This is a genomic window from Candidatus Thiodictyon syntrophicum, from assembly GCF_002813775.1.
GTDB lineage: Bacteria > Pseudomonadota > Gammaproteobacteria > Chromatiales > Chromatiaceae > Thiodictyon > Thiodictyon syntrophicum.
The window spans coordinates 744,512-760,486 of record NZ_CP020370.1 but is presented as its reverse complement, the minus strand read 5'-3'; the positions used below and the strand labels follow the sequence as shown (position 1 = coordinate 760,486).

Genomic DNA, 15,975 nt, shown 5'->3' with positions numbered 1-15,975 from the left:
GCGCAACGGCCCCGACCTTGCGTCGCGGCCGAGATCCGCCCGCGGGCGCCCGACCCACTGGTTTGCACAGCAAGAGGTCCGACCATGAGCGACATCCTGGTCATCGGCGGCGGCATCATCGGGCTCCTGACCGCCCGCGAACTGGTCCAGGGCGGTGCCGCGGTCACCCTGGTCGAGCTGGGCGAGACCGGCCGCGAGTCGTCCTGGGCCGGCGGCGGCATCGTCTCCCCGCTCTACCCCTGGCGCTACCCGGACAGCGTCACCGCACTCGCCCGCTGGAGCCAGCGGCTCTATCCCAAACTCTGCGCCGACCTGACCGCAGAGACCGGTATCGACCCTGAACTGACCGCCAACGGCCTGCTGATCCTGGACCCGCAGGAGTTGGAGCCGGCGCTGGCCTGGGCCGCGACGCACGGCACCGAGGTCCAACTCATCGACAGCGTCCAACTCCACGAAGCGGCGCCCGAACTGGCCGTCCGGCCGCCGACCGCCATGCTGTTGCCCGCCGTCGGCAACGTGCGCAACCCACGCCTCGTCAAGGCCGCCCGCCGGGCGCTGGAGGGACGCATCGCGCTGCGCGAGCAGGAAGAGGTCCACGCGATCCTGGCCGCGGACGGGCGCGTTGCGGGTGTGCGCACCAGCCGGGGCCTGATCCAGGCCGACCAGGTCGTGGTCTGCACCGGCGCCTGGACCGCCCGCCTCCTGGACCCACTCGGTCAGCGGCCGGACATCGCGCCGGTGCGCGGGCAGATGCTCCTGTTCAAGGGCCGCCCCGGCCAGATCAACTACACCACCCTGTGGCGGGAGCACTACGTCATCCCGCGCCGGGACGGCCGCGTCCTGGTCGGCAGCACCCTGGAGCAGACCGGCTTCGTCAAGGAGGCCACCGCACAGGGCCGGGAGTCGCTTCAGCGCGCCGCCGTCGAACTCTATCCCCACCTCGCGCACACACCGATCGAGGCCCACTGGGCGGGGCTGCGCCCCGGCGCGCCGGGCGGCATCCCGTACATCGCCCCGGTCCCGGGCACCGCCGGGCTCTATGTCAACGCCGGACACTACAGGAACGGCATCGTCACCGGCCCCGCCTCCGCCCGCCTGGTCGCCGACCTCCTGCTCGGCCGCGACCCCGTCACCGATCCCGCCCCCTACGCCCTGGATGCCCCGCGGCTATCCGACGGCGGCGCCGGGGCATCGAGCCTGAGGTCCGGCCGTTGAGGCAGAGGGCCGCATCCCCTATACTGTCGCGTCCGGTGCGCCGATGTAGCTCAGCTGGTAGAGCAACTGATTCGTAATCAGTAGGTCGGCGGTTCGAATCCGCCCATCGGCTCCAATACTTCAATCGGTTACGTAATTTCTGACGGTTACCGTTCCGTGTCCTTTCTGATCTGGGGCGGAATTGCGACCGAACAATCTGTGTGCGAGGCATATTGCTTTCGTCGGGTCGATCATCAGTAGCCCAGTGACCGGTCCGCGGGGTTCTTCGTTGCCGTCGGCAGGTCCGCCGGGCAAGTCCGCCACTGCGCCGACGGGATCGGAGTCAGCATCAATACCCCCATTCCTCATGCGCCAGCGGCAGGCTGTTGAGCATGTCCCGATACTGCGGCCATTGCGGCATGTGGGCGTCCAGCAGTGCCGTGAACCGTTCGTCGTGATGTCGCTCCAGCAGGTGCGTCAGCTCATGGGCGACGATGTACTCCAGGCACTGGACCGGCTTCTTGGCCAGCTCCAGATTGAACCAGACGCGACGCGCAGCCGGGTTGCAACTCCCCCAGCGGGTCTTCATCCGCTTGATGCCCCAGTCGGCCACCTGCACCCCCAGCGCCGCTTGCCACTTTGCGAGCAGCGGCGGGATCAGCCCCTTGAGTTGCTCGCGGTGCCAGCGCGACAGGATGGCCTCGCGCTGCGCGGCATCGGTGCCGGGGCGCACGACGAGATCGATGGCGCCAATCCCGCACACCGCCACCCTGGGCGGCCCCTCTTGTTCCCGGACCCGCAGTCGATAGCGCCGGCCCAGGAACCAATGGCTCTCGCCGCTTACCATCTCACGTCGGGACTGCCGGGGCTGTTCGGCGAACTTTGCCCGCTGCCGTTTGATCCATCCCAACTTGTCGATCACCGCGAGCCGTACCGCCTCGTCCCCGAGCACCAGCGGCACGGCCACGCGCACCCGCCCGAGCGGCGGATAGACGCCCAGGTGGAGGTTCTTGATGTCCTTGCGCACCACTTCGACCTCAACGCCGGAGATCCGCAGGTGCTGCGTCTCAGTAGTCACTCTGGTGCTTCGCCAGTTCGATAAGCCTGGTGGCCTCGGTTTCGACCGAGTAGCCCCCCGCGTCATCGGCAATGGTGCTGGCGGGTTCTTCAACTGCTGCTCAAGGCTCGGGGCGGCAAGCAGGGATGAATAAAGGGCTGGCTGCTTCTCCAGTGCCGCATAGATCCACTCTTCGGGAGGCTGGATACCCGGTAGAAACAGGGGTGCGGCAGACTGGTTGAATCGCTCGGCGGCTTGCTGGATGGCGGGCTCGATCTGCCGGGCATCGCCGTCGAGCACCAGGACAAAGGCATCGAGCATCTGGAACTTGCCGAGCTTTTCGACGTGCTGGGGGAATTGGTCCTTGCCCGTGTCGCGCCCGACTACAACATCGTCAGGATTGAGGTTCAGCTTGACGTTCAAGGTATCCAGCACGCCGAGAATGAGTCCCTCGGCAATGGAGTCCTCACACAGGATCGACAGCTTGTCTTGCGATTGCCCGTAGAAGGCGCGCTGAAAGATATCCCGATATGGCGGTTGGACGGTGACATCCGTCGGGGTACGCTCCAAAAAGATGCGGCCCTCGACCGGGACGCTCTCCAGCACTACCGGGCTGTGGGAAGTGACGATGATTTGCAGGTTGTTGCGCAGGGCCAACCGCTGCAACTCGAGCATGACTTGTTGCTGGATGTAGGGGTGCAGACCGGCCTCGATCTCATCGATCAGGATAAACGCGTCCTTCAGACGGGAGATGTCCTTGGAGATACGCAACAAGGCCCGCTCTCCGGCGGACATATGAAATTCCGAATAGGTCGCGGTCGCGTCTTCGCGGTCCGCGAACAGCAGATCCTTGCCCTTCAGTTGCAACAGCTTCAGGCCCCGATACTTGAAAGGCAAGACGCGGTGGGCAAAGGCGATCAGATCGGCATCCAGGTCCGACTGCTCGAATTGTTTGGATCCGATCTGCAGGATGCTACGGACTTCCGAGGGGCTGGTCAGGTTGGCTAGGGTGCGCAAATATAACGCCCGTTTTGGCTGGTGCGCGGCCTTGCGCCCCATGAAATTCTTGGTCCACGACTTACCCCGCCGCCAGGTCATGCCTACCCGGCTGCCGTCAGCGACAAAAAATACTCGAACGATGCGTCGCCGAGATGATCCGAAATCGCCGGGGCCTTGAGGTTGGGAAAGAGCACGGCCGGGGTGTAATCACGACTGTCCGATACGTCATAGGCGCAGGCGCAGGCGAAGAGCACGGTCGATTTCCCGCAGCCATTGGGGCCGGCGATGACGGTAACGGGATATCCGAAGGTGATCTGCAGGCTCTCGATCCCGCGTAGCTTACGGATCTGTACCGACTCCAGGAACTGCGGCATCTGCAGCTTCTTCGCGCGCAATTGGTCCCAGACCTGACGGAGATTACGGCGCAGCAGGCTCATCGGGGAGGCTCCTGGGAGGTAGTCGGTTAGTTGATGACGGTGCCGACGAGGCGAATCCTCCCGGTCAGCAGTTCCTGCATCATGCCCTGCTTGAGGTCGCGGGTCTTGTCGCGGCGGGCTTCGAGTGCGGCGATCTCGGCGTCCATGTCGGAGAGGATGGTGGCGATGGCGGTTTGTTCGGCGTGACTCGGAGCGAAGATTTCAATGCTCTCGATCGTCGACGCATTCAAGCTCGGCACGCCAGATGCCTCGTTATAGGAACGCCAGTCGATCATCACGAACTTGAAGTAGATAAACTTTGGATCTGTGCTATTCGATAGCTCAGTGTAGAACAGTGTATCCACTGTCCAGAAAGGTTTGTCCTGGTATTGAGGTTTGTCGATAGTTCCTTTTCGACCAATCAGGACCGACGGCCTATCGTAGAGGTATATATTAGTCCGGCCAATTTCGCCGCCACTTGCAAGAATTGGGTAGGCGCCATCAACGACAGCAACACCGTGCTGGCTCTTGCCGTGACGCACCTTCAGCATGTCACCCAACCGCTTTGCCTCCCATGCTTCGCTAAACCCCGGCAGGCGGGTCCGGCCGGTAAGGAGTTGCTGCATGGCGGCCTGTTTGATGTCGCGCTTCTTGGCGATGAGCGCATCGAGCTTGGCGAGCAGGGCATCCACGTCCGAGAGCGCGGCGGCAATAGCCGTTGTTCGTTTAGAGGGGGGCGCCTGACCAAAAGCTGATGGAGATCATTGCGATTGACGCCGGGAACCCCGCTTTTGCCACTATGAGAGTTGAAGTCAATAGTCTTGAGCAAATATGAAGCGTAGACAGGGTCATTTCCATGAAAGTCTCTGACGTAAAGAGTTGTATTTAGGGGCCAGAAGTCTTCGTTGACAAAGGAGACATCGCCAATCGTTCCATATCGACCGGTGATCACCCCCGGGACCGTAACCATCGGTTCAGAGTGAGTCCCACCAATCCCCGATGATGTAATGATTGGAATATTGCCTGGTTTTCGCAGGCGCTGCGGAAGATCAAATCCGCGCTGCAAAGTCAGAAAGGTACCGAGAGCTAATTCCTGCCAACTGTCATCTGGAATCAGTCCACCCTCAGTCTGTTTATACCCCTAACTCAGTTCTGCGCTCATTGCCGCGACTCCCGCAACAGCTGCGGCAGTGCCGGACACCCCAATAGGTGCGACAGCGTCGCACCTATTGGGGTGCAGGTCCGTGCTTGCTGCCCCAGCAGTTCGCGGTAGCCGTTCTCTGGCTCCCACGCTCCAGCGTGGGAGCAAGTGGCGACGCGCCAGCGTCGCATACGGATTCGGGCCGCAGGAGCGGCCAAGGCTGCATTCCCACGCGGAGCGTGGGAACGAGAGACGGCCTGCATCGCGTGGACGCGGCCCTGGGTGTAGGTCTGCGAGATCTGGTCCAGCAGGGCGCGATAGCCATGGACGGTTGTTCGGTTTTGGTCCCGTGTCACAGTGCCTCCCCCCCTTCGTTGAGTATCCCCAGATAGGCATCGTAGACGAACACCCGGTTGCGCCGTTGGCCGGTCAGTTCGCGGGCGATACCCAACTCGACCAGTGCCAGCATGGCCCTGGATGCGGTCGGGAAGCTGATCCCGGCGCTTGAGCTGACGTGGGCCAGGTTGCACAGTGGCCGCTGCCGCAGTGCGTCGAGCACGCGCAGGGTATTGGCCGCACCGCGCCCGCCGGCCTGGACGCGCCGGGTGTCCTGCTGGAACAGATCAACCAGCCGGCGGGCGGTCTGCACGGCGCTGTTGGCGGTTTGCTCCACGCCCTCCAGAAAGAAGTCGATCCAGGCCTCCCAGTCGCCGTCGGTCCGCACGCGGTCCAGCAGGTCGTAATAGACCTGACGGTGCTGCTTGAAATAGAGGCTAAGATAAAGCAAAGGCTGGGTGAGTGCCCCGCCCTCATGCAGCACCATGGCGATCAGCAGTCGCCCGAGGCGGCCGTTGCCGTCGAGAAAGGGGTGGATGGTCTCGAACTGGACATGCGCCAGGGCCGCCTTGAGGATCACGGGAAGCGCAGCGGACGCGTCGTGGATGAACGCCTCCAGCGCGCCCATACAGGGCTCCACCTCTTGGGTCGGCGGTGGGACGAAGCGGGCGTTACCTGGTCTGGTGCCGCCGATCCAGTTCTGGGTGCGGCGAAACTCGCCGGGGGCCTGGTCACTGCCCCGTCCCCGCGCCATGAGGCGGGCATGCATCTCGCGCAGGAGCCGATTGCAGAGCGGGAGGCCCTCGCGCAGGCGCGCCATGCCGTGTTCCAAAGCGGCAACATAGTTGGAGACCTCCACCACGTCGTCGAAGGGGACCCCGGGTTGTTCCTCGAGTTCAAAGAGCAGCAGATCGGACAGTGATGACTGGGTTCCCTCGATCTGGGAGGACAGCACCGCCTCCCTGCGTACATAGGCGTATAGGAAACGGTGTGGGTCGGGCAGCAGCAGGCCGATGCTGTCGAGGCGACCCAATGCCAGGGTGGCCCGCTCCAGGTCCGCTTGGCGACTGCCGCTCAGGTCGAGCGGCGGCACCGGGGGTAGAGGAGCGGGAACGAAGGCGCGCACGGCCTCGCCCCCGGCGAGACTGGCGGCATAGTGCCCGTTGCTGTCACGGTGCATGGCACAGAATCCTTTAATAAGGCTCGGCGCTGTTAAAAAAAGCTCAGGATACTTTAATAAGGCACCGACAACTAGTCACGTCCAAGCGAACCCCATCGTCTTCAGATGCTCGTCCACCCGGGCAGCGAGTGTGTCCACCTCTTCGATCAACCTCGACAGCGGTGCGGCATAACGCTCGGCCAGTTGCCGGATGCGCCAGGTCAGGGCCTGGCTGACGCGGTCCAACTCGCCCTGGACGGCCAGGGCCAGGGCGGCGAGCCATTTGTCTTCGACCACCAGGGTCTTGATCTCGTCCTGCGTGAGTTGACGATAACGGGCGACCACCTTGGCGTCGAGCGCCTTCTGGGCCTCCTTGACCTTCTTGCCGGCGGCGGCTTCCTTCTCGATCAGCGCATTATAGGCGGCCAGCATCCGGCGCTCGGGGGCGGCGTCGCGGTCGGGCCTGATCTCGGCCAGCCGCGCCTTGACGCTCGCGCGGGTGAGCTTGCCCTTGTCGTTCTTGGCCTCCGCCAACAGTCCATCCTCGCCGCCGTGCTCCTCGTCCATCTCCTCCAGCTCGCGGCCGACCGCGTCGCGCTCGGCTTCGAGCCGCGCGATGGCGGCGGCATCGGCGGCGAAATAGCGGGTGATGATCAGGTCGGGCGGGATCAGGTCGGTGTTGGGCTTGCCGTCGGCGAGCGCCTGCCAGCCGTCGCCGACCAGCATCCAGGCGTCGTCCTGCATGGTCTCGACCCAATAGTCGAGCAGGTGCTGATAGCAGTCGTAGGGGTCAATGAGCGGTGCGGCGCGGAAGGTCTCCAGCAGGCTTTCCGAAAGCCCGTCGATCAGCCGCTTGGGTGCGTCGCCGATGCGGATGCCGTTGAGGCTGGGCAGGTTGGCGGTCTTCCACTGGGCGAAGAGTGCCGTGACCTGCGCGTTGAAGGCGCTGAACTCGGGGTGGCCGAAGATGGCTGCTTTGACCTGGCCGGCCTCGACCTTGGGCTGACTATAGCCGGGGCGGTCGGTCTCCTCGAACAACTCGCGGCGGACGCCGGGGAAGACCTGCCAGTACGCAGCCAGTCCGTCGATGTCGCGGTTCGGGATGCCGCCCTTGAGATGGGCCTCGATGTCGCGCAAGTCCTCCGGGTCGCTGCCGTCGATATAGCGCGGCAGGTTCAGGTTGAAGTCGTTGGACTCGATCTCGGCGAGCGGCGCCATGCGCGAATAGCCTGGGCACTCGACCTGGCGGGTGAAGGTGTCGACGATCCGGTGGATGTCCTGGGCGCGCAGGCGGTTCTTGTTGCCGTCCTTGATGAAGCCGCGGCTGGCGTCGACCATGAAGATACCGCGGCGCCCGGCCGCGCCGCCCTTGTCCACCACCAGGATGCAGGCGGGGATGGAGGTGCCGTAGAAGAGGTTGGTCGGCAAGCCGATGATGCCCTTGATATAGCCCTGGCGGACGAGGCGTTGGCGGATGGCGGCCTCCGCACCGCCGCGGAAGAGCACGCCGTGGGGGTGGATGACGGCGCCCTGGCCGCTTCCCTTGAGGCTCGCCAGGATGTGCAGCAGGAAGGCATAGTCGCCGTTCTTGGCGGGCGGGATACCGAAGCGGAAGCGCCCGTAGGGGTCGTTGGCGGGGTCGAGACCGCTCGTCCAGTTCTTGTTGGAGAAGGGGAAGTTGGCGACCACGAAGTCGAAGGTCTTGAGGTCGCCGTCGGCGTTCTTGAAGTGCGGGCTGGACAGCGAATTGGCCTGCCAGATCTCGGCCTCGGGTGCGTCGTGCAGCACCATGTTCATGCGGGCGAGCGCGGAGGTGGCGTTGTCCATCTCCTGGCCGTAGAGGGTCAGATCCAGGCCGGTGCGGTTCCTGGCCTCGTCGTAGGCCTTGAGCAGCAGCGAGCCGGAGCCACAGGTGGGGTCATAGATGGTCTGGGCGCCGCTGGTGGCGCGGCCCAGGTCGATCACCATCGACATGACGCGCGAGACCTCGGCCGGGGTGTAGAACTGGCCCTTGCTCTTGCCGGACTCGGTGGCGAAGTGGCGCATCAGGTATTCGTAGGCGTCGCCCAGCAGGTCGTCGCCCTCGGCGCGGTTGCTGCCGAAGTCGAGCCCCTCGAAGATGGCCACCAGCTTGGTGAGCCGGTCCACCATCTCTTTGCCCTTGCCGAGCTTGTCCTCGTCGTTGAAGTCCGCGACGTTGATCGCGCCCTTCAAGCTGTCATTGGCATCCGCGAGGCGCCCGATGATCTTGTTGATCTTGTCGCCGATCTCCTTGTCGCCCTTTGCGATCACCATGTCGGCGAAGCCGCCGCCGTAGGGGACCTCGATCAGCGCATCGGGGTCGTTGGCGTACTTGTCGGAGACATATTTGACGAACAGCAGGACCAGGACGTAGTCCTTGTATTGGCTGGCGTCCATGCCGCCGCGCAGCTCGTCGCAGGAGCGCCAGAGGGAGGAATAGAGTGCGGACTTCTTGAGGGCCATGGGCTTTTTCTTAAAGGTGGCCTGGCAACGGGCGATGAACGGGCAAGGGCTGTTCCTGTGGATCGGCGATTCGGCCGAGCGGTCAACGCCGGCACGCAGATAGGAAATTCACGCAGTTTTGCTCGTCAGGCTCGCCACGCCGCGGCGAAAATCAACCCAGTCACGCCGTCGTTGCTCTTGGCATCGATCGCGGCGTCCTGGTGAGCGGCCCCGACCAGCGGGATGCGATGCAATTCCAGGAAGGTCATTGGGATGGAGTTGCGCTCATCGGCCGCATGGGACCGGCGGGCGACCTCCTCCCAGGCGGCGGGCGCCCAGGCCGGGAACCATGTGTCGCCCGCCGGCCGCGCATGGACCCGCGTGAGATAGAGCCGGTCCGCCTGCGGCAGGGCCTGCGCATAGACACTGGCGCCGCCGACGATCATCAATTGCGCCTCCCCCATTGCCGCGGCGATGGCCTCTGCCAGGGAGCCCACCGGGGTCGCACCGGCGGCCTGGAAGGCCGGGTCCCGGGTCAGGACCAGATGGCGGCGGCGCGGCAGCGGGCCCGGCAGCGATTCCCAGGTGCGCCGACCCATGAGGATGCTCTTGTCCAGCGTCAGGCGCCGGAAGTGCGCCAGGTCCGCGGGCAGGTGCCAGGGCAGGGCATTGCCCCGGCCGATGACCCCGTTGTCGGCGACCGCGGCCACCAGGCACAGCAGGGGCCGGCGCGCCGGCTCGGACAACCCCGTCACGGCGCGGCGCGCCGCCGCCGCGCGATCGGCGTGATGAGCGCCGCCGCGGTGCGGCGGGCAAGCCCGGGGGCCGCGGACGCCGGGCTCAGGCGCTGGCGGCGGCGGACTGGGCGACCGGTTCGGGGGCCGACCACAGACGTTCCAGGTTGTAGAAGTCGCGCACCTTGGGGAGCATTACATGGACCACGACCCCGTTGAGATCCACCAGGGCCCATTCGCCCTCGTTGAGCCCTTCAGTGCCTAAGGGCGCCTCACCGGCCTCCTTGGAGCGGAAGGCCACCGTCTCGGCGATTGCCTTGACGTGCCGGTCCGAGGTCCCGGAGGCGACGATCATATAGTCCGTGACGGCGGTCTTGCCGCGCACGTCCATTACCGCAACATCCCGGGCCTTCATGTCGTCCAGGGTATCCACCACCAGTTGCCTGAGTTTAGCGAGCTGCATGCGGTCTCCTCTGCTAAGGGTTTGTGTAAGGGTTCATCGATAAAGGCCGGCCTGCGCGATGAGCGCAAGGACCGCCTCCGGCACCAGATAGCGGGCGCCGCGCCCGGCCCGCAGCAAGGCGCGCACCCGGGTCGAGGCGATCTCCATCTGGGTCACGGCCTGGAACAGGATGCGTCCGCCCGGCGCCTCCCGCAACGCGCGCGGGTCCTCACAGGTCCGCCCCGCGCACAGGACTTCCAGCCCCGGGGCCAGCGGGCCGCAGACCCCGGGCCGCTGCATCACCACCAGATGGGCCAGATCCAGGATTTCGCGCGGCCGGTGCCAGTCCGCAAAGCCCCGAAAGGCGTCGCCGCCCAACAGCAGGCAGAGGGGCCGGGCCTCACCCAACTCGGCCCGCAGGGATTGCAGCGTGTCATAGGAAAAAGAGCCGCCGGGCCGCTCCAATTCCCGGGCGTCCACCCGAAATCCGGGCTCACCGGCGATGGCCGCCTCCAGCATGGCCAGTCGCCAGGACGCCGCGGCCTCCGGCTGGGGGCGGTGGACCGCCACGTTGAGCGGGATGAAGCGCAGTTCGGCGAGCCCCAGGGACTGGAGGCAATCCAAGGCCGGGCGCAGGTGCCCGAGATGGACGGGGTCGAAGGTGCCGCCCAAGACGCCGATCATGGTGAGGCGCCACCGGGCAGGCGGCACCCCGGCGACCGGGGCAGTAAGGGGGCGGGACGATCCGGGGGCGGGAACCGGGGCCGGCGCCGCGGTGTCGGCCGGGTCCACTCCCCGTTCGCTCTGTGGGTCTGGGCCTGGGGCAAGGTCTCCTGGCTCTTGGACAGTGGTCAGTGCGTACGGTACTGGTGTCACCATAGCAGAACCGGCGCGGCTTGTCCCACCCGGTCGCGGAACGGTGTCTCGCCAGCGACAAGCCCCCGCCCGCCCCTTATCATGGGGGCCTGATCGACTATCGCCTTGGTACCACCCACATGCCCACACTGCGCATCCTGACCAACGTCGAGGTCCCGGCCGAGGACCGCGCCGACCTGTTCGCCCGCGCGTCGGGCACCGTCGCGGAACTGCTCGGCAAGCCGGAGTCTTACGTCATGGTCATCCTGGAGGACGGGCGCGACCTGTTCTTCGCCGGCACCTCGGATCCCGCCGCCTATGTGGAATTCAAGAGCATCGGCCTACCCGAACTCAAGACGGCCCACTACTCGCGCGCCCTCTGCGACCTGCTCGCCGAGACCCTGGAGATCCCCGCCGAGCGGGTCTACATCGAATTTGCCGCCCCGCCCCGGCACCTGTTCGGGTGGAACGGCGGCACCTTTTAGCGCGGCTGCGCCGCAGCGGGGCCCGGCCTACCAAGGCTCCCGGAACGGCCGCAGGTCCAGCTCAAAGGTCCAGGCGGATTTGGGTTGGCGGGCGAGGAAGAAGACCGACTCGGCGATGTCATCTGGTTTTGCAAAGAAACTGTCGGGGGCCGCCGGCATCAGGGCGCGGGTGCCGGGCAGGTCGACCATCGCGTCGATGACTACATAGGAGACGTGGATACCCTCGGGTCCCAACTGGCGGGCGAGCGATTGGGCCAGGCTGCGCTGGGCGGCTTTGGCCGCGCCGAAGGCGACGAAGCCCGCGCTGCCCTTCAGCGAGGCGGTGGCGCCGATGACGATGATGTTCCCCTGCCCCGCGGCGCGCATGGCCGGCACTACCTGTTGGGCGGCGAGCAGGCAGCCGTAGGCATTGACCCGCCAGGCGCGCTCGAAGGCGTCCGGGCGCGTGGCATCCAGATCGCCGAACTCCCGGGTGGAGGCGTTATAGATCAGGGTCTGGGGCTCGCCCAGGTCCTCGCGGATCGCGGCGAAGACGTGCTGCGCGTGCGCCGGGTCCGTGGCGTCGTAGGTGTAGGCACGGGTGCCGGCGATCTCCGACACCAGGGCGTCGAGGGTTTCGCGCCCCCGGGCGAGCAGGGCGACATGGTAGCCGGCGCGGCTGAACTGGCGGGCAAAAGCGGCGCCGTTGCCGGGTCCGGCACCGACGATGACGCAGACCGGGACCTTCATGCAGACCTCCTTCGGTGGCGTGGGGACTGGGTGGACGGTGAGATTGTCGCCTCAGACCGCCATACTGACCAGCGTCGGGGCGAGCAGAGTTACCGAGGCTTGTGTTCAGACCGACGAACTGCAGGCCATAAACCCGGCATCGAAGTCCATGCCGACATCAATCAAGAAGATGCCGTCACGGCGCCGACGCTGCGCGTTTCTGCCACACGAGCGTCCGGTTGTTGACCGGCATCGGGTGGTCGGCGACCAGGTCCAGACCCGCGGCGTCCGCCAGTTGCCGCAGGTCGTCCAGGTCGCGGACCCCCATGCGCGGGTGCCGCGCCTTGAGCCAGGCGTCGAAACGGGCGTTGCTCTCGCTGGTATGGCGCCGGTCGTAGCGGAACGGGCCGTAGAGGGCGAAGGGCGCCCCGGGGGCCAGGACCCGGCCCACCCCGCGAAACAGCAGGGCGACGTCGGATTTTCCTAAAATATGCGCGGTGTTGGCGCTGAAGACGCCATCGACCGGGCCCACGGGCCAGTCGCCGGCCACGTCCAGGCTCAGCGGCGGCGGCAGATTGGGCAGACACGCCTGCGCCAGCCATTGCCGGATGCCGGGCAGGCTGGCCGGGACATCGCTGGTCTGCCAGACCAGATGCGGCAGGTGGGTGCCGAACCAGACCGCGTGCTGCCCGGTCCCGCTGCCGATCTCCAACACCCGCCGGGCCTTGCTGAACAGGGGTCCGATCACGGCGAGGATGGGTGCCTTGTTCTCCTCGCACGCCTCTGAGTAGGGTTTATTCGGGAAAGAATCGTCAAGCATCAACATCAGCCATATAAATCAAATACTTTATCTGGATCTGCGCTTCGCGGCAGCGCGTCAAGGACCCGCGAATTCTCCCAGGGAAACCCTGGGTCGGGCCGGTTCCTGGTGTTAAACTGCACCGCTTGGCCCTATATCAGGGCGCGTAAGCCGTCATACCAGCCGGACCTCGCCCCATGACCGATCCGACCCCGCTCACCGCCCCCTCGCGCGCCACCCCGCAGACCCACCAGCGGGGCGCGGATAAGGTTGCCCGCATCCCGATCAAGGTGGAGCCGATGACCGCGGTGTTGCGCAAGCCGGACTGGATCCGCGCGAAGGCGCCGGTCGGGGCGGAGGTCGCGCGGATCAAGCGGCTCCTGCGGGAGGCGCAATTAATCAGCGTCTGCGAAGAGGCGAACTGCCCGAATCTTGGGGAGTGCTTCAGCGAGGGTACCGCGACCTTCATGATCCTGGGCGATGTCTGCACCCGCCGCTGCCCCTTCTGCGACGTGGCCCATGGTCGACCAAAACCCATCGACCCGACGGAACCCGAGCACCTGGCCCAGTCCATCGCCGCCATGGGGCTCAACTATGTGGTCATCACCTCGGTGGACCGCGACGACCTGCGCGACGGCGGCGCCGGGCACTTCGCCGCCTGTCTGGAAGCGGTGCGGGTACGCTGTCCGCGCACCCGACTCGAGATCCTGGTGCCGGACTTCCGCGGCCGGGCGGCACTCGCCCTGGACCAGTTCGCGGGCGCGGCGGTGCCGGATGTCTTCAATCACAACCTGGAGACGGTGCCCAGGCTCTATGCCCAGGCGCGCCCCGGCGCGGACTATCATGGATCGCTGGACCTGCTGGCGCAGTTCAAGGCGCGTCACCCGGGGGTGCCGACCAAGTCCGGGCTCATGCTCGGGCTCGGGGAGGAGGCCGAGGAGGTCCTGGCGGTCATGGCCGCGCTGCGCGCCCACGGTTGCGACATGCTGACCCTGGGCCAGTACCTGCAACCGACCCGCGCCCACCTGCCGGTGCGCCGCTACTGGACACCGGCGCAGTTCGACGCCCTGCGCCTGGCCGGGGAGTCACTGGGATTCTCCAACGTGGCGAGCGGGGCCATGGTCCGCTCGTCCTACCACGCCGACCGCCAGGCCCACGGGCTCGACGCGCGGCACCCGGGAGCGGCCGAAAGCGCCGCCGAATGACCCCACATCGACCGAAATTTGGCGCATAAGCCTTGCCCATCCGGTCAAAATCTGGCATACCTGTAGAGATGATACGCGCGCAGAACATTTTCCTCGTGGGGCCCATGGGGGCCGGCAAGAGTACCGTTGGCCGGCAACTTGCGGAATCTCTGTCTTTTACCTTTAAAGACAGCGACCACGAAATCCAGCGACGCACCGGCGTCGACATCGCCACCATCTTCGAGTTCGAGGGCGAGGCGGGCTTTCGCGCCCGCGAGCGACAGGTCATTGAGGACTTGGTGGCCGAGGAGCGCATCGTGCTCGCCACCGGCGGCGGTGTAGTCCTCGACGCCGAGAACCGTCAGAACCTGGCGTCCCGCGGCGTGGTGGTCTACCTGCACTGCACCCCGGAGCAGCAGTTCAGCCGCACCTCCCGGGACCGCGGCCGACCCCTGCTCCAGACCGACGACCCGCTGCAGAGCCTGCGTGACCTGATGGAGGAGCGCGACCCGCTCTATCGGCAGGTCGCGGACTTGGTGGTTTCCACCGAAAAGCGCGGCACCGCGTCCGTGGTCAAAGAGATCCGCCGTCGGCTCGAGTCGGAAGAGTCGTAGTCCATGACCACGACCCTGAACGTCTCGCTCGGCGCGCGCAGCTACCCGATCTTCATCGGCACCGGCCTCCTCGCCGACCCCGCCTGCTACCGACCCTATGTCGCCGGCCGCCAGGTGATGATCGTCACCAACGAGACCGTGGCCCCGCTGTACCTGGGGGCCGTGGCGGGGGCCCTGGACGGGCTGCGGGTCGAGACGCTGGTCCTGCCGGACGGTGAGGTCTACAAGACCCAGGCGGTGCTCGAGCGTATCTACGAGGCCCTGCTCGGCGCCCGCTTCAGCCGCGACTGCACCCTCGTCGCCTTGGGCGGCGGGGTCATCGGGGACATGGCCGGGTTCGCCGCCGCCTGCTACCAGCGCGGCGTCGCCTTCATCCAGGTCCCGACCACCCTGCTCGCCCAGGTGGATTCGTCGGTCGGCGGCAAGACCGGGATCAACCATCCGCTGGGCAAAAACATGATCGGGGCCTTTCATCAGCCCCGCGCCGTGATCGCCGACACCGCCACCCTCAATACCCTGCCGGACCGGGAGCTCTGCGCCGGGCTCGCGGAGGTCATCAAGTACGGCCTGATCCGCGATCCCGCCTTCTTCGACTGGCTCGACACCCATCTCGACGCACTGCGCGCCCGCGACCCGGCGGCCCTGGCCGAGGCGATCCGCCGCTCCTGCGAGAACAAGTCAGAGGTCGTGGCCGCGGATGAACTGGAATCCGGCGAGCGCGCCCTGCTCAACCTGGGCCACACCTTCGGCCACGCCATCGAAACCGGCGCCGGCTACGGCAACTGGCTCCACGGCGAGGCGGTCGGGGTCGGCATGTGCATGGCCGCGGACCTGTCGGCGCGCCTGGGCTGGCTCGATCCCGCTGACCTGCGGCGCACCCGCGACCTGATCGCGCGCGCAGGTCTGCCGACCGCCCCCCCGCCCGAACTCTCCGCCGAGCGTCTCCTCGATCTGATGGCCGTGGACAAGAAGGTCCTGGAGGGGCGCCTGCGCCTGGTCCTGCTGCGCGGAATCGGCGCGGCGGTGGTCACCGACCAGTTCGACCCGGCGCACTTGCGGGCCACCCTGGGCGGTTGAGTGATGAAGAGTTTTGTCCGCAAATGAACGCAAATGAACGCAAATGGGAGAAGCGTTGTAGGGTCCGCTGCGAGGACCGGACGCCGCCCAGGCGTTGCACACCGGAGGTCGAGGCTTTAGCCGGACCAGGGCCACTAATAGGCGATGTCGACCGGCTAAAGCCTCGACCTCCGGTCTCCTTGCGGCCAGAACGACGATCAACGTCGGCGCGGTGATCGAGCCACCATCGGCATCCCGCGTAACGATTTGAACGTAATCTGTTATTTTCTTCATTTGCGTTCATTTGCGTTGATTTGCGGACAATAACTCTTC

The 15,975-nt window shown here is 66.1% G+C and carries 15 protein-coding genes, 1 tRNA gene and 2 pseudogenes; 6 read left to right on the top strand and 12 right to left on the bottom strand.

What is annotated here, in order from left to right; genetic code table 11:
• Nucleotides 1-84 precede the first annotated feature (84 nt).
• Entirely contained in the window at nucleotides 85-1,215 is a 1,131-nt protein-coding gene (gene thiO / locus THSYN_RS03325) for a glycine oxidase ThiO (protein WP_100917891.1), read from the top strand.
• Between the two features lie 39 nt (nucleotides 1,216-1,254).
• Nucleotides 1,255-1,330 (top strand) — tRNA-Thr (locus tag THSYN_RS03320).
• A gap of 213 nt (nucleotides 1,331-1,543) precedes the next feature.
• On the opposite strand, the gene THSYN_RS37160 is transcribed toward THSYN_RS03320, so the two are convergent.
• From THSYN_RS37160 to nadD, 10 genes and pseudogenes are all read right to left on the bottom strand, one after another.
• Nucleotides 1,544-2,272, bottom strand: coding sequence for a M48 family metallopeptidase (locus THSYN_RS37160; RefSeq protein ID WP_236848910.1), 729 nt, complete (start codon nucleotides 2,270-2,272; stop codon nucleotides 1,544-1,546).
• A 636-nt stretch (nucleotides 2,273-2,908) separates the two neighbouring features.
• Nucleotides 2,909-3,310: pseudogene (locus THSYN_RS37570) on the bottom strand (hypothetical protein); the annotation flags it as partial.
• 41 nt (nucleotides 3,311-3,351) lie between these two features.
• A complete protein-coding gene (locus THSYN_RS03310; protein ID WP_100917889.1) occupies nucleotides 3,352-3,687 on the bottom strand; it encodes an AAA family ATPase in 336 nt (111 codons plus the stop codon).
• Between the two features lie 26 nt (nucleotides 3,688-3,713).
• The gene (locus tag THSYN_RS03305) at nucleotides 3,714-4,358 is read right to left on the bottom strand and encodes a restriction endonuclease subunit S (protein ID WP_216644668.1); all 645 of its coding nucleotides are present in this window, start codon (nucleotides 4,356-4,358) and stop codon (nucleotides 3,714-3,716) included.
• Between the two features lie 83 nt (nucleotides 4,359-4,441).
• Nucleotides 4,442-4,732: pseudogene (locus THSYN_RS37150) on the bottom strand (restriction endonuclease subunit S); the annotation flags it as partial.
• 427 nt (nucleotides 4,733-5,159) lie between these two features.
• Entirely contained in the window at nucleotides 5,160-6,323 is a 1,164-nt protein-coding gene (locus tag THSYN_RS03295) for a Fic family protein (protein ID WP_100917886.1), read from the bottom strand.
• A gap of 75 nt (nucleotides 6,324-6,398) precedes the next feature.
• The gene (locus THSYN_RS03290; RefSeq protein WP_100917885.1) at nucleotides 6,399-8,786 is read right to left on the bottom strand and encodes an HsdM family class I SAM-dependent methyltransferase; all 2,388 of its coding nucleotides are present in this window, start codon (nucleotides 8,784-8,786) and stop codon (nucleotides 6,399-6,401) included.
• 125 nt (nucleotides 8,787-8,911) lie between these two features.
• Nucleotides 8,912-9,520 carry a dihydrofolate reductase gene (locus THSYN_RS03285; RefSeq protein WP_335582488.1) on the bottom strand — a complete coding sequence of 203 codons (609 nt, stop codon included), beginning with the start codon at nucleotides 9,518-9,520 and terminating at the stop codon, nucleotides 8,912-8,914.
• Between the two features lie 85 nt (nucleotides 9,521-9,605).
• Nucleotides 9,606-9,962, bottom strand: coding sequence for a ribosome silencing factor (gene rsfS / locus THSYN_RS03280; protein ID WP_100917883.1), 357 nt, complete (start codon nucleotides 9,960-9,962; stop codon nucleotides 9,606-9,608).
• Nucleotides 9,963-9,995: 33 nt separating this feature from the next.
• On the bottom strand, nucleotides 9,996-10,625 hold the full coding sequence (nadD, locus tag THSYN_RS03275) for a nicotinate-nucleotide adenylyltransferase (RefSeq protein WP_100917882.1): 630 nt from the start codon (nucleotides 10,623-10,625) through the stop codon (nucleotides 9,996-9,998).
• A 311-nt stretch (nucleotides 10,626-10,936) separates the two neighbouring features.
• On the opposite strand from nadD, the gene THSYN_RS03270 reads away from it, so the two are divergent.
• Nucleotides 10,937-11,281, top strand: coding sequence for a phenylpyruvate tautomerase MIF-related protein (locus THSYN_RS03270; RefSeq protein WP_100922277.1), 345 nt, complete (start codon nucleotides 10,937-10,939; stop codon nucleotides 11,279-11,281).
• A gap of 27 nt (nucleotides 11,282-11,308) precedes the next feature.
• Here the strand turns inward: THSYN_RS03270 and THSYN_RS03265 are convergent, their stop codons facing one another.
• Complete coding sequence (locus THSYN_RS03265) at nucleotides 11,309-12,010, bottom strand: SDR family NAD(P)-dependent oxidoreductase (RefSeq protein WP_100917881.1); 702 nt, start codon at nucleotides 12,008-12,010, stop codon at nucleotides 11,309-11,311.
• A gap of 175 nt (nucleotides 12,011-12,185) precedes the next feature.
• On the bottom strand, nucleotides 12,186-12,809 hold the full coding sequence (locus THSYN_RS03260) for a DUF938 domain-containing protein (protein WP_100922276.1): 624 nt from the start codon (nucleotides 12,807-12,809) through the stop codon (nucleotides 12,186-12,188).
• A gap of 176 nt (nucleotides 12,810-12,985) precedes the next feature.
• On the opposite strand from THSYN_RS03260, the gene lipA reads away from it, so the two are divergent.
• The 3 genes from lipA to aroB all read left to right on the top strand — a co-directional run bounded on the left by lipA (nucleotide 12,986) and on the right by aroB (nucleotide 15,663).
• Nucleotides 12,986-13,993: a lipoyl synthase gene (gene lipA / locus THSYN_RS03255; protein ID WP_100917880.1), complete on the top strand. Its 1,008-nt coding sequence runs from the start codon at nucleotides 12,986-12,988 to the stop codon at nucleotides 13,991-13,993.
• Between the two features lie 68 nt (nucleotides 13,994-14,061).
• Entirely contained in the window at nucleotides 14,062-14,586 is a 525-nt protein-coding gene (gene aroK / locus THSYN_RS35615; RefSeq protein WP_100917879.1) for a shikimate kinase AroK, read from the top strand.
• A 3-nt stretch (nucleotides 14,587-14,589) separates the two neighbouring features.
• On the top strand, nucleotides 14,590-15,663 hold the full coding sequence (gene aroB / locus THSYN_RS03245) for a 3-dehydroquinate synthase (protein ID WP_100917878.1): 1,074 nt from the start codon (nucleotides 14,590-14,592) through the stop codon (nucleotides 15,661-15,663).
• Nucleotides 15,664-15,975 lie beyond the last annotated feature (312 nt).